Annotated in this window: 10 protein-coding genes; all 10 read right to left on the bottom strand. The window is 48.1% G+C overall.

Annotated features, from left to right (window positions below):
• Positions 1-2: 2 nt before the first annotated feature.
• Complete coding sequence (locus BM334_RS08945) at positions 3-980, bottom strand: alpha-ketoacid dehydrogenase subunit beta (RefSeq protein ID WP_092840920.1); 978 nt, start codon at positions 978-980, stop codon at positions 3-5.
• Positions 980-2,179 (bottom strand): thiamine pyrophosphate-dependent dehydrogenase E1 component subunit alpha, encoded by a 1,200-nt coding sequence (locus BM334_RS08940; RefSeq protein WP_092840918.1) that lies wholly within the window; start codon positions 2,177-2,179, stop codon positions 980-982. Before BM334_RS08940 ends, BM334_RS08945 begins: the two co-directional genes overlap by 1 nt.
• An 86-nt stretch (positions 2,180-2,265) precedes the next feature.
• Complete coding sequence (gene astE / locus BM334_RS08935; protein ID WP_241970974.1) at positions 2,266-3,324, bottom strand: succinylglutamate desuccinylase; 1,059 nt, start codon at positions 3,322-3,324, stop codon at positions 2,266-2,268.
• Positions 3,321-4,052: a DUF599 domain-containing protein gene (locus BM334_RS08930; protein WP_092840916.1), complete on the bottom strand. Its 732-nt coding sequence runs from the start codon at positions 4,050-4,052 to the stop codon at positions 3,321-3,323. The genes astE and BM334_RS08930 overlap by 4 nt, the downstream gene beginning before the upstream one ends.
• Before the next feature lie 89 nt (positions 4,053-4,141).
• The gene (locus BM334_RS08925; RefSeq protein ID WP_092840914.1) at positions 4,142-7,318 is read right to left on the bottom strand and encodes an efflux RND transporter permease subunit; all 3,177 of its coding nucleotides are present in this window, start codon (positions 7,316-7,318) and stop codon (positions 4,142-4,144) included.
• Positions 7,311-8,528, bottom strand: coding sequence for an efflux RND transporter periplasmic adaptor subunit (locus BM334_RS08920; RefSeq protein ID WP_157981884.1), 1,218 nt, complete (start codon positions 8,526-8,528; stop codon positions 7,311-7,313). Before BM334_RS08920 ends, BM334_RS08925 begins: the two co-directional genes overlap by 8 nt.
• A 136-nt stretch (positions 8,529-8,664) precedes the next feature.
• Complete coding sequence (locus tag BM334_RS08915) at positions 8,665-10,626, bottom strand: monovalent cation:proton antiporter family protein (RefSeq protein ID WP_092840910.1); 1,962 nt, start codon at positions 10,624-10,626, stop codon at positions 8,665-8,667.
• Complete coding sequence (locus BM334_RS08910) at positions 10,623-11,525, bottom strand: DMT family transporter (protein ID WP_092840908.1); 903 nt, start codon at positions 11,523-11,525, stop codon at positions 10,623-10,625. The genes BM334_RS08915 and BM334_RS08910 overlap by 4 nt, the downstream gene beginning before the upstream one ends.
• The gene (tilS, locus tag BM334_RS08905) at positions 11,522-12,556 is read right to left on the bottom strand and encodes a tRNA lysidine(34) synthetase TilS (protein ID WP_092840906.1); all 1,035 of its coding nucleotides are present in this window, start codon (positions 12,554-12,556) and stop codon (positions 11,522-11,524) included. Before tilS ends, BM334_RS08910 begins: the two co-directional genes overlap by 4 nt.
• On the bottom strand, positions 12,543-13,499 hold the full coding sequence (gene accA / locus BM334_RS08900) for an acetyl-CoA carboxylase carboxyl transferase subunit alpha (protein ID WP_092840904.1): 957 nt from the start codon (positions 13,497-13,499) through the stop codon (positions 12,543-12,545). Before accA ends, tilS begins: the two co-directional genes overlap by 14 nt.
• Positions 13,500-13,510 lie beyond the last annotated feature (11 nt).

Genomic DNA, 13,510 nt, shown 5'->3' with positions numbered 1-13,510 from the left:
TCTTAGTAGGTCATCGAAGCTTTAATCGCTTCGTAAACTTTCAAGTGGTCAACAAAGTACTCTTTTTCGTGACTTAATGGATACGGGGTATCCAAGCCACACACGCGAGCAATTGGCGACTCAAGGTACAAGAAACATTGATCTTGAATGGTCGCTGCCACTTCGCTAGCGAAACCGCCAGTAATTGGCGCTTCTTGAGTAATGACCAAGCGACCCGTTTTGCGCACTGACTCAGCAACGGTGTCGACGTCCCACGGCAATAGACTCACTAAGTCGATAACTTCACAGTCGATGCCGTCTTTGGCGGCCATTTCGGCAGCCTTTTCAGCCATTTCAACTTGCGCACCCCAGGCCAGAACGGTGATGTCTTTACCTTCCTTCACCACGTCAGCTTTGCCAAGCTCGAGGGTGTATTCTTCTTCTGGAACTTCACCAACCGATGCACGGTATAAACGCTTAGGCTCCATAAATAACACTGGGTTTTTATCGAAAATTGCGCTTAACAATAAGCCTTTTGCCATGTACGGGTTACGTGGCATAACAATTTTCAAGCCCGGCGTGTGAGCAAAGTATGCTTCTGGTGACTGCGAGTGATAGTGACCACCAGCAATACCACCGCCGTATGGTGTACGAATGGTTAAACCGCCCACGTTAAATTCATTACCAGAACGATAACGGAATTTCGCTGACTCATTCACAATTTGGTCAAACGCTGGGAATATGTAGTCGCCAAATTGAATTTCAGCAACCGCATAGCTACCCTGAGAAGCTAAACCGTTGGCAAAGCCCAAAATACCCTGCTCAACTAACGGTGTATTAAAGTTGCGGTGGCGGCCGTATTTCTCGGTCAAGCCAGAAGTTGCACGGAATACGCCACCAAAGGCACCGGTATCTTCGCCGAAGCTATACACGTTGTCATGTTTTGCCATCGCAATATCGAGTGCGTTGTTGATGGCTTGTAATAGGTTCATCTTGGCCATTACTTGTCACCTCCATCAATACGCGACGCTGTTTTCGGATAGGCTTCCGGATACTTGCGAATGTGCGCTTTTAGCGCCTCAAGCTGTTGCTTAAGGTGTGGCGGTGGTGTGTCGTACACGTCTTCAATAATTTCATCAATATGTGGTACAGGCACAGTTTCAGCAGATTTCAACGCGGCTAACACAGCTGCTTTTTTCTCGTCGTAGTTCTTTTGCGCTTCGTCTTCGTTGATCCAGCCTTGCGCTTGCAACCATTTTTGGAAACGTACCACAGGGTCTTTCGCACGCCATGCATTTTCTTCGTCACGGGTACGGTAACCAGTTGGGTCATCTGAGGTTGAGTGGCCGGCCATACGGTAGCTCATGCCCTCAATCAGCACCGGCTCGTTTTCTTCCACGGCTAATTTACGCGCTAACTGAGTTGCTTGATACACCGCAAATACGTCGTTACCGTCAACCCGAATGGTTTTCATGCCGTACGCAACACCACGCGGCGCAATGCCGTCACCGGCATACTGTTCACCTTGCGAAGGGGTTGAAATGGCATAACCGTTGTTACGGCAGAAGAAAATGGCCGGTACTTTGTATACGGCTGCCATGTTCAATGCAGCGTGGAAGTCACCTTCTGAAGCGGCGCCTTCACCGAAGTAACAAATGGTACAGTTGCCCGTTTTATCCATTTTTTGGCCATAGGCATAGCCGGTGGCTTGTGGAATTTGTGTGGCCAATGGTGAGGCGATGGTCATAAAGTTTAGCTCTGCACAGCCATAATGCACCGGCATTTGGCGGCCTTTACCTAAGTCGCGCTCGTTTGAGAACAACTGGTTCATGAACTGCTCAACCGTAAAGCCACGGAACGCCAAAGCGCCCTGCTCTCGGTATTGGCCCATGATCATATCACCGTCAGTTAATGCGGCAGCCGAGCCGATACTCGCAGCCTCCTCGCCCAACGACGACAAATAGAAGCTAATTCGACCTTGGCGTTGCGCAGCAATCATGCGCTCGTCAAGAATGCGAATAAACTGCATGGTGTCGAAAATTTTAAGGGCAAGCTCTTTGTCCATTTCTGGCAGCTCTGCACCTTTACGAATGGTACCGTCCTCAGCAAGGATCTGTAGCATTGGAATCTTCAACGCCGAACCGTCAATAAATTGCGGTTTGGTGACGATGTCCAACTGATGTTGTTTATCTTTCGCCATAACTTTCTCATTCTAAGAAAAATTGCGCACACTTTACCTTTACGTCAACTGACATGCAAACAGCGTGCGTCATAAAAAGTTAAAAATCAGACCAGTTCAAGTTGCTCAACTGGTAGCGGAATGACCGTTAACAAAGCGCGCTGGCCAATTGCCACTTGGGCGTTCGGGAAAATAATGCGCTCCCCTGTCTGCTCGACTTTGTATTGCGTTTCGCCATCGCGGGCGAGCACGAAGCCAGTGTCAAACTCAGTAAAATTGGCTACGTCATTAGGAAAATTCAATTCAAAATTCTCTGCAGTGCGATTAATGGTACGACACACATCGTAAATATGATGCCGCGACGCGTCGAACTCTGGCAACTGCAGCGCGTCTGTTGCAATGAGTTGACGGAACATGGTGTCGGCCTTGGCAAACCGTGACATGTCGTTCTGCCCAAATGGGCGTACTTTGCCAAGCTCTACCGTAAACGCATCCGCCTGATGCTCGCGCACGCTGTAATAACTAAAGGTGGTGGTAGGCGCTTGATTTAGCAAAATCGTATCAACACCACATTCAGCTAAAAATGTCAGTTGCTGCTTTTTGTAAGGTGCACCGTGGGTAAACGGATAGACCGCAAACTTTTCGTGGGCTGAGTCTCGAATAGCAGTGTGCAAATCGTAATGATAACGCTGCTGTTGTTTAAAGAACTGACTGACATAGTGTTCTAATTTCTCTGCCCGAGCATGTTCAGGGCTATTTCCGTTGGCATGTGCGCCGCTAAACAAACGGTTCATGTTCATATCAACAAAGCGGGTGCCATTCACAATAGCGGCGGGGTTCGCGATTAAAAACAAGGTACGTTGCTTAACCGTAAGTTGGCCTGCCAGAATGTCGCTAAGCATGTCACGCAGCATTTCTATTGGCGCGGTTTCGTCACCGTGCACAGCGCACGAAAAAACCACATCTTTGTCGCCAGGCGCATCCGGCTCAATGACAATCACACCGGCATCCCAGAATTCAACGCGGGCGTTATTCACGCGCTGTTCTGTACCAATCAGCGATGGGCCTTCATAGGGTCCTAACACGTGAGGAAGTTGAGCAGGCAAAGCTTGCTTAGTTTGTTGAAAATATTCAGCAATAGTCCATTGCAATACATCAAGGGTCACGACGCATCTCCATTATCTGTTATCGGGCCCGGTTCCCAACCTTTGGTGGCAAGTAGTGCACGTAACACTTTCGAACGGTACTCACGACGATAGAGTACCAATACCACCACGGCGGTTGAGGCAATAAATAAATACGGATGGATAAACCAACACAAAAACGCCAAGGCAAAGTAATAAGCGCGCAGGCCGTTGTTGTACTCATGGCCGGCTTGATCAATAACCTTGGCGGCTTGGCGCGCAAAGATTTCGCGTTGCTCGTCAGTAAAGTCAGTTGAGCGGTACTGGGGCGCAGCCCCCATGAGTACCGAGACGAAACCAAATTGGCGAATCGACCAGGTAAATTTGAAAAACGCAAACACGAATAACAGCGACAGTACCGCGAGTTTGAATTGCACTTTGTCGGTGGCGGTGTCAGCGGTGTAAGGAATTGACTGCAGCACTTCAACAACTTTATCGGCAGACGCCAGCAAGGTAATAACACCCGCCAATACCAGCACGGTTGAAGAGGCAAAAAAGGTCACGGTTCGCTCAACATTACCGAGTAACGCGGCATCGGCAATTTGATGTTCTTTACGAGTTAAGGTGCGCATCCAGTCAATGCGCAACTGCCGCAAAATATGCGAAAGACTATAAGTAGAGCGCGCGCGAATACGGGCAAATTGCGTGTAGGTAACCCAGACAGTAACAAAAAATACCAGCGCGATAATATCGATAAGTGCCAGATTCATGTATGACCTTCCAGTGACTCTGCTTGTGCAGTAAACGCCAACACCGGTAAGTTGTTGGCGTTCATTAGTATAAGGTCAATAGTTTAACATTATGTGACTGAATTGTGTTGTTCTGATTTCGGTTCTGGGGGCTTGGTCAGACCATACCAACTCAGCATGGTTTTCACGCCACGACGGGTGTCATTCAAAATTAAATACAAGCTTGGTACTAATAGCAGCGTGATCACCGTGGCAAACAAGATACCGAAGGCGAGCGATATCGCCATTGGAATAACCAGCTTAGCCTGCATACTCTTTTCGAACACAATCGGCACTAACCCGAAGAACGTGGTCAACGAGGTAAGTATAATTGCGCGGAAACGTGCCACACCGGCCTCAGCAACAGCTTTACGTAAGCTCTCGCCTTGAGCGCGTGCGCGGTTGACATAATCAACCATAACCAGGGAGTCGTTTACCACAACCCCAGCCAGCGCAATAATGCCGAACAAGCTTAGAATGGAAATCGGCATATCAAGCAACCAATGACCAACCACAGCACCAATCATGCCAAACGGAATCACCGACATGATAATCAGTGGTTGGCTGTATGACTTCAATGGAATGGCCATTAGTGCATAAATCGCAAATAACGCCAGCACAAAACCAATCGCCAGTGAACTTGTTGCCTCGGCTTCGTCTTGTGAAGCCCCTTCAAGTTGGAAACCAACGGATGGATAGCGATCAAGAATTGGCTGAATTTTGCTTTCGCGCACTTGACGCACAATATCAAACGGCTGCACTTTGTCTTTATCAACGCGTGCACGTACATTCACCGAGCGTTCACGATTAATACGTGTGATGGTGTTGTAACCCTTCGCGAAGCGTACATCGGCTAGTTCAGTAAAGGGTATCAAAGCACCGTCTGAGGTACGCAATTTCATGTCTTCTAGGTTACCCACCGACTGGCGTTCAGATAACGGATAACGCACCATGACTTTTACTTCTTCGTCGTTGCGCTGTATACGCTGCGCCTCAGCACCATAGAAAGCATAGCGCACTTGACTTGCGAGCTCCTGTAAGGTGATCCCCATAGCGGTGGCTAAAGGTTTCAACTCAAGGATGATTTCATCGTTGCCCTCGCCAAAGGTGTCTTCAATATCAAACACCCCGTCAAATTGCGCTAAGTCTTGCTTTAATAAAGTGGCTGCCGCAGCTAATTCCTCAAGGTTTTGCCCAGTTAGCTGAAACTCCACGTCAAAGCCGCCGCCACCGCCTATACTGCCTTGAAAATTCAGCGCTTTGACGCCAGCAATTTCTGGGGTGGATTCACGCCAGTTATTAATAATGGCAAAGCCATCAAGGTTACGGTCTTCGCCTTTTTCTAACTCCGCAAATACCGTACCGCTGGTGGTGCCATTCATCCACACGTTAATGTGTTTGATGATATTGTCGCCGTTCTCTTGTTCAGCGCGTGCGTCAACGTCTAGCAATGATTGCTCAACAGCTTGCAGCGTGCGAATCGTCGACTCTTCCGAAGCGCCCGGCTGCATTTGCACGTTGGCCTGTATAAAGTCACTTGGAATGTTCGGGAAGAACACCCAACGCACGGTACCACCGGCAATAAGACCAATCGACAATATGAACAAACCGATAAATGCAGCCAAGGTTGTATAACGATAGTGCAGACACTTTTTCAAAAATGGCTGATAGTAGGTTTTCGCAAAGTGCTGCAACGCATGGGAAATTTTATTACGCACACGCTGAAAGCCGTTCTGCTTTTCGTTTGCCGTTTTGGAAAATTTCATGTGCGCAATGTGCGCCGGCAAAATAAACTTGGACTCAATTAATGAGAACGCCAAACACAGAATAACAACCCACGCGATAGATTCCCAAATGGCGCCCATGCCGCCTTCAACCATGAGCATAGGAATAAACGCAACCATGGTGGTTAACACCCCAAAAGTTGCTGGCATGGCGACTTTTTTCGCACCAATAACAACGTTGTCTATCGACTTGCCATTGGCTTCAATTTCCGAATAAGCACTCTCACCGATGACGATGGCATCATCGACGACTATTCCGAGCACCAAGATAAAACCAAACAACGAAATCATGTTGATGGAAATATCAAACATAGGTAACGGCATTAAGGCGATGGTTCCCAAGAAACATAACGGGATACCAATCATGACCCAGAATGCCAGTCGCAACTGCAAGAACAACGCCAGCATAATGAACACTAACGCGCCCCCAAACAGCATGTTATCGATCATTAAGTCTAGGCGACCTTGCAGGTAATAAGACGAGTCACCCCAATGGGCAATTTTGACCTCGGGTGGCAGTTCTTTTTGCTTACGTTCAATGTAATTTTTGACCACTTCAGCGGTGCGCAGATCGTTTTGATCACCCACGGAGTCAACCCGCACGAAGGTTGCCATTTTGCCGTCAAACTGCGTAAAGCGGCGGCGCTCAATAAACGCATCTTGTACCTTGGCAATATCACCCAGTGTTAAGCGAGTGCCGTCTGGGCGGTTAATTAAGACAATTTGCTCAAACTCATCGCCTTTATAGGCTTGGTTATTCGCGCGCAACAATATATCGCCATTGGGTGTACGAATAGAGCCACCAGCAACATCTAACGAAGTGCCACGAATGGCATTCACCACTTGTTGAAAAGTTAAGTTGTAACGTTGTAAATCGGCTTCTGATATTTCGACCGATATTTCATAGTCTCGTGCACCAATGACTTCGACACGGGTAATACCACCGATATCTTTAATGTCGTCGCGGATCTCTTTTGCTAGTTCTTTTTGCGACATTTCATTCATGTCGCCAAACACGCTAATCCAGATCACCTGGCGCTGTGGGCGAATTCGATAAATATTTGGCTTTTCTATCTGTTGCGGAAAGCTCGGAATCGCGTCAATGAGCATTTTGACTTCATCCATAACAACTTGGACGTCGTAGCCGCTTTCAACTTCTATCGAAACAGAACCATTGCCCTCTCGTGCTGTGGAGGTTACGCGCTCAATACCGTTGACGTCTTCAATGGCATCTTCAATTCGAACCAAAACACCTTGTTCAACTTCTTGCGGAGCTGCACCAGGAAAAGGCACCTGCACACTAATGACGTTCAATTCTATTTCGGGGAACATTTGCTTGCGCACCTGCCCCACCATAAAAATACCGGTGATAATAATCAGCGCCATCAACAGGTTGGCAGCAACGGAGTTATTCGCCCACCACGCGATAATTCCCTTTTTCGGGTCGATATCGTAATTACTCATTATCGTTACCTGCTACTTCAGCGGTTTGCTTGTTAGGCGTTTCTTGCTGCTCAATGACAGGGTCACCAGGAATACGTACCTTCATGCTCGGCAGCGCATTTGATAACTGGGTTAACACGACTAAATCGCCAGGTTGCAACCCTTCGTTTATCACCACGTGCTGTGCTTCTGCGCGCACAATATTCACATCTCGTTGTTGCAGGCGGCGCTCGTCATCAACAACCCAAACGGTGTTATTAATGGACAACGCATAACGTGGAACTCGATACACTTGCTGTGCTTCAACACCGTCAATAACCAGCTGAACAAAACGGCCAAAACGCAATGGCGCTGGGTGTTGTTCGCTTTCTTGGTTATATGGGTCTTGCACTTCAACCACGCCGTAAATAACGCGGCTATTTTGATCAAGAACCCCTTCGCTACGCACCAAGTTACCGTGCCAGGTGAAGGTTTTACCAGCCACATCACTGGTTAATGCAACATGTGGGCTAGCTCCATCATGGTTGGCTTCTGGTAAGTCAATATAAGCTAAATCGCGGTCGCTCAACGGCACGCGAACTTCGGCAACTTCAGACCCATACAAAGCACCCACTTGCGTGTTCATTGACACAAACTGACCAATATCAACGTTTTTATTTTGCAAAATTCCGTCATACGGGGCACGTACCACGGTTCTGTCTAGGTCACGCTGCGCTTTAGCGACAGCGGCTTCAGCAGACTGCACCGCAGCAACCGCACTGGCCACCTGCGGTTCACGAATACCTAGCGCCGGAATTTCACCCATTTGCAGTGATTCCCACTCGTCCTTGGCTACTTTTGCACGAGCACTTTCTTCAGCCAAGGCTGCTTTCGCTTGCGCCAATGACGCTTTAGCACTTTGTAATGCGACACGGTAATCGGCTGGGTCGATAGTGACTAGCATGTCACCTTTTTCGAAGAATCCGCCGTTTACAAAATTATCAGCCACTTCAATAATTTGGCCACTTACCTGGGTGACCAAATTCGTCATGTGCTTCGGCTTAACGTTACCCTGGCCTTCCACTTGAAAATTAATGTTCTCAGGTTGTACTTCAAGCACTTCAACTAGCACCGCCGGTCGCTCCGTTGAGCGCTGTGGAGGTTGTGGACGCAAGGCTATCATGGCGACTAACAGTAAAATTGCCACAACAAGAATAATCGGGGGGAGTAGTGCACGTTTCTTAAAGGCCATAACGTCCTGATTCCATTGGTTAGAACACATTAACGAGATTTCGTCCATATAGTATGACGAAATCTCGCAACATCCGTTAGTTTGAATATGTTAGAAGTTGTTACGGAGTGTAACGTTTTTAGGCTCACACCGCCGTTTAACCATTGAGTAAGTAACTTTCACCCGCCTCAATCGCCCGAGGACCGCCGGCAAGTAGCACCACGTCATCGGCTTGCAGAGTGAAGTCGCCGTGAACCTCCACGAATTCTTGCTCACCACGCCGTACCGATTTAATTCGTAAATTTAAATCATCTAACGCCAAATCGACTAACTTTTTGCCGCAACCAAATGCGTTCTCGGGTAACGCTACCGCGTGCAAAAACTGTAACCGATCTAACTTCTCTGGGTCCATGTCCGTTGTTTCACCAGGATAAAAACCATGCATTTCGCCGTAATGTGAACGCCGCGCTTGATCTAATCGCGACAGAATTCGGCGAATAGGAATGCCTGAGCGACTCAAAATTTGTGACACTAACATTAAACTCGCTTCAAGCGTGTCAGGCACCACTTGCGTAGCGCCAGCGTTCATCATTTGCTGTAAACGCACGTCATCACGGCTACGCACAATAATTTCAGCATGTTCATTAACATTGCGAATGGCTTTGAGTACGTCAAGCGCTCGCTCATCGTCGGCAAAACTGATAATTATCAACTCCGCTTCGTCGGCATGTACCGCACGCAAAATATCGCGCCGTATGGCATTGCCAAAAAACACTTTAGAGCCACCAGCAACGGCTTCTTGCACACGTTTTGGATCATGGTCAATGGCTAGGTAATCAATGCCTTCATTGGTGAGAAAGCGTGCTATGGTTTGGCCCACACGGCCGAAGCCAAGAATAAGCACTCGTGATTTTTCGTCCTGAGGGGTTGGTACACTGCTCTGCTGTTCGGCCTCTTGCGCCCCGAGAATACGGCCCACAATGGGCTTGCATTGCTGTATTGCCAATGGCGTTAGGGCCATACCAAAAACACCAACCCCGACCAATACAGACGCTACTTGAGGCTCTAATAGGCCAAAGGTTAGCGCAAGTGAAGACAGCACAAAGCCGAATTCACCCATTTGGAACAACATGAGGCCGGAGCCCCAAGCGTCTTCCGCACGTTCATGCATTGCGCCAGCTAACAACCGCACCACCACTAATTTGATCAAACCAACGGCAAGCACAATCAGGATTATCCAATGAATATTTGCAATAAAAACGGTGAGATCAAGTTGCATACCTACGGTAATGAAAAATAACCCCATAAGAATATCGCGAAACGGGCGAATATCGGCTTCAAGCTGATGCTTGTACTTACTTTCGCCAAGCATCATGCCAGCCAAGAATGCGCCTAAAGCCATCGACAACCCAAACAAATGGGTCATACCACCGGCAACCAAGGCTACCAGCAAAGTGGCTAGAACAAACAATTCATCGGTGCGTAATTTGGCAATTTCACGAAACACATGCGGTAGCACCCATTTACCAATGGCCATGAGTACCAACACTACCCCTGTACCCTTGAGTAATGCGTAACCTAAGCTTTCCCACAGGGACACCTCGCCATTGCTTGCCAATAATGGAATAACAATAAGCATGGGAACCACGGCAATATCTTGGAACAACAGTACCGCAACCGTCATTTGCCCTTTACGTGAAGTAAGCTGTGAGGACTCACCAAGTTGCTTGATAACGACAGCAGTCGAAGACAAGGCTAACGTACAACCGATAATAAAGGCCGCCGACCAATCGCTCACAAATAGCATACCTAAGCCAGCAAAAGCTGCAGTACAAAGAAATACTTGGCCAGCACCTAAGCCGAACACGTGTGCACGCATGGCGATCATTTTTGGCAGTGAGAACTCGAGCCCTAGTGAAAACAGCAGCAGAACCACGCCAAGCTCGGCAACAAAATGGTATTCATCTGGGTCTGCTATCCAAGCCATCACGTCGGGCCCGGCAATAATTCCGGCCGTTAAGTAAGCCAAAATGGCGGGTAGTTTTACCCGCCGAAAAGCCCAAACCAATACCACGGCAATAGCAAGTAACAACAGTATGTCGGTGAATCCACTATTCACTGTTTATCCTTAAGTTTGTATAACCCTAAACAAATTAAGCATAAACCAATTACTGTGGCTATTTGAATGTTTTCATCAAGTATAAAGTAAATAAGCGCCAATGAAATAAATGGACTGAGAAATATCAAAGTCGATATTTGTGCTGTTTTGGTCGCGAGACGCATAGCTGTTAACCATAAGAAAAAGGTTAACCCCATTTCAAATATACCCACATAAACACCAGCCCAGATACCCTCAATGGCAATTTGCGGAAGCAATTGTGCCAACAAAGGTTGCTGCAGCCACCACGCGTAAACAACATGAAAGCCAACCAACCACAGCGTGCCCCAAAAGAAGCACAAAAATAGCGCTGGCACTGGTTTATCGGTGTTTTTGGTGTTAATCAGCCAATAACTGGCCCACAGCAACGTACTAAACAAGGCCAAACCAATACCTAACCAGTTGGTTTGCTGAAAGTCCCAGTTGCCGCCAGTTGCAATTAGAAACACCCCACCATAGGCCAGCAGCATGGCCATAAGCTCTTTTTTGCTGAGTGTTTGCTGCAAAAACGGCACCGCAAGTAACGACATGGTAATAGCCCATGTGTAATTAATTGCTTGCGCTTGTTGGGCTGGCAGCTGGTCGTATGCGGCAAAAAGTACTAGGTAATAAGCGGCGGGGTTGATAAAGCCTTGAAGTACATAAAATAGCGAGCGATGACGAGCTAAGCGCCATGTTTCTAGCCAACGTTGCTGCACGGTTAATATCACCGCAAATACTAATAAACTGCTCACTGCCGCTATGGATAGCAACTGCAATGGGGTTAAATACTGTAGCGCTATCTTAAACGCGGTTGCAACGGTCGACCACAGCAACACTGCGCTTAATGCGAAGGCAATGGCTTTACGTTGGTCTTTCATGGGCGGGCTTGCAGTCGCAACAGCCGATCTTTATTTTCGGCAACTTCACGTACCACGCAACAATTTGCCCAGCACACTTGAGGCTGGGTGTCATTGGTGGTTAACAACATTTGCGTGCGCAATTGCTCTAACTGCGCGTATGACGGCATGGTCGCTTGCTGCACTTGTAACCAATAGCGCAGAACACCGCGCTGTAAATCGGGGCTAGCGGTCTGTAACCAACGCGTAGCCAACGCACCATCGGTTTGCATATGCGGGTTTACGCGGTCCGCCAATAATTGCTCCAACAAACCTTGGGTTTCTGCGCACAATTGTGCACTTCGTAGTACCGCATCACCAAAGTGCGGCCAGCGCTGTTCAAGCTTTGGAATAATATCGTGCCGCAGAAAATTACGCTCAATGGTAGTGTCGTAATTGGTATCGTCTTCAATCCAATGAAGCTGACGGGCATGTGCGTAGTCATAAATGGCCTGTTTACTGACATCCAGTAATGGCCGAAACCATTGCTGCATTTTTCCCTCGCTGCCACGCTGCGACAGCGGTGCCATTGCCGCTAACCCTTTGGGCCCAGAACCTCGTTTTAGCTGCAATAAGAAGGTTTCAATTTGGTCATTGCGGTGCTGCCCCAGCAAAAACACCGCGTTGCTGTCGCCCAGTTCACTTAAGCGCTGGTAGCGTGCTTCACGCCCCGCGGCTTCCTTGCTAATACGGGCGCCGGTTTTTACCGGTAAGGCTTCGCACAGCATTGGGAAATTGCGCCGTTGACAGTCTGCAACTAAGCCTTGTGCCCACTCGCCTGAACTTGGGTGAAATGCATGGTCAAGATGAATAGCTAGGTAACGATAATGCGGAAAATCGTGGCGAAAGCGATCCAGCAAATCAAGAATGGTTTGTGAATCTGCGCCACCGCCTAAGCAGGCAATAAGTTGCTGTTGCTCAGCTAATTGTAGGGTGAGCAAGCGTTGTTTGAATAACGCGTAAAGGGAGTCACTGGTGTCGTGACTCCCGACAGGTTTGTTAACAGTAGCCAAATGACATTAATTTCTGATAACGCTGCTCAAGACGCGATGCGCTGTCTAGATTAACCAGTGCATCAAGGTCAGCCTGTAATTGCTTCTTCAAGCGACGGGCCATTTCTTCATGATCACGATGGGCGCCACCAATGGGCTCAGCAATAATGGTGTCAATTAAACCAAGTTCCTTTGAGCGCTGCGCGGTCACACCCATGGCCTCAGCCGCTAACGGCGCTTTTTCGGCACTTTTCCATAAAATAGACGCACAACCTTCTGGTGAAATAACCGAGTAGGTTGAATACTGCAACATATTCACACGGTCACCCACGCCAATCGCCAGGGCACCACCAGAGCCACCTTCGCCAATAACCGTACAAATAATTGGCGTATTTAAACGTGCCATTACTTTCAAATTACGGGCAATAGCTTCCGATTGACCACGCTCTTCCGCACCAATGCCTGGGTAGGCCCCTGGTGTATCAATGAAGGTAATAATTGGCATTTTAAATCGCTCAGCCATTTCCATTAAGCGCAAGGCTTTGCGATAACCTTCTGGCTTTGGCATACCGAAGTTACGGCGAATTTTTTCTTTGGTTTCACGGCCTTTTTGGTGGCCGATAATCATCACTGGCGTGCCATTCAAACGCGCGGTACCACCAACAATAGCCTCATCGTTAGCAAAGGTACGATCACCCGCTAGCTCGTCAAAGTCATCAAACAGGTGTTTAATGTAGTCGAGCGTGTATGGCCGCAATGGGTGGCGGGCCAACTGCGCGACTTGCCAAGCGCCAAGATCACCAAAAATTTTCTCAACCAGCTGCTCACGTTTTTCCTGCAGCTTAGCAATTTCCTCTTCAATGGAAATATCAAAGTCGCCTTTTGCGCCTACTGCTTTTAATTCTTCGATTTGTGCCTGAAGCTCAGCAATGGGCTGTTCAAAATCTAAAAATTTAAGACTCATTATGGCTCCTG

Source organism: Pseudidiomarina donghaiensis, assembly GCF_900116895.1.
Classification (GTDB): Bacteria; Pseudomonadota; Gammaproteobacteria; order Enterobacterales; family Alteromonadaceae; genus Pseudidiomarina; species Pseudidiomarina donghaiensis.
The sequence above is the reverse complement of the archived record's forward strand: the minus strand, read 5'-3'. Positions and strand labels throughout refer to the sequence as shown.

Coding starts and splice junctions, on each gene's coding strand:
- BM334_RS08920 (WP_157981884.1), bottom strand. CDS start 8,528: ATGGCCTTTAAGAAACGTGCACTACTCCCCCCGATTATTCTTGTTGTG.
- BM334_RS08945 (WP_092840920.1), bottom strand. CDS start 980: ATGGCCAAGATGAACCTATTACAAGCCATCAACAACGCACTCGATATT.
- BM334_RS08940 (WP_092840918.1), bottom strand. CDS start 2,179: ATGGCGAAAGATAAACAACATCAGTTGGACATCGTCACCAAACCGCAA.
- BM334_RS08910 (WP_092840908.1), bottom strand. CDS start 11,525: ATGAAAGACCAACGTAAAGCCATTGCCTTCGCATTAAGCGCAGTGTTG.
- BM334_RS08925 (WP_092840914.1), bottom strand. CDS start 7,318: ATGAGTAATTACGATATCGACCCGAAAAAGGGAATTATCGCGTGGTGG.
- BM334_RS08930 (WP_092840916.1), bottom strand. CDS start 4,052: ATGAATCTGGCACTTATCGATATTATCGCGCTGGTATTTTTTGTTACT.
- accA (WP_092840904.1), bottom strand. CDS start 13,499: ATGAGTCTTAAATTTTTAGATTTTGAACAGCCCATTGCTGAGCTTCAG.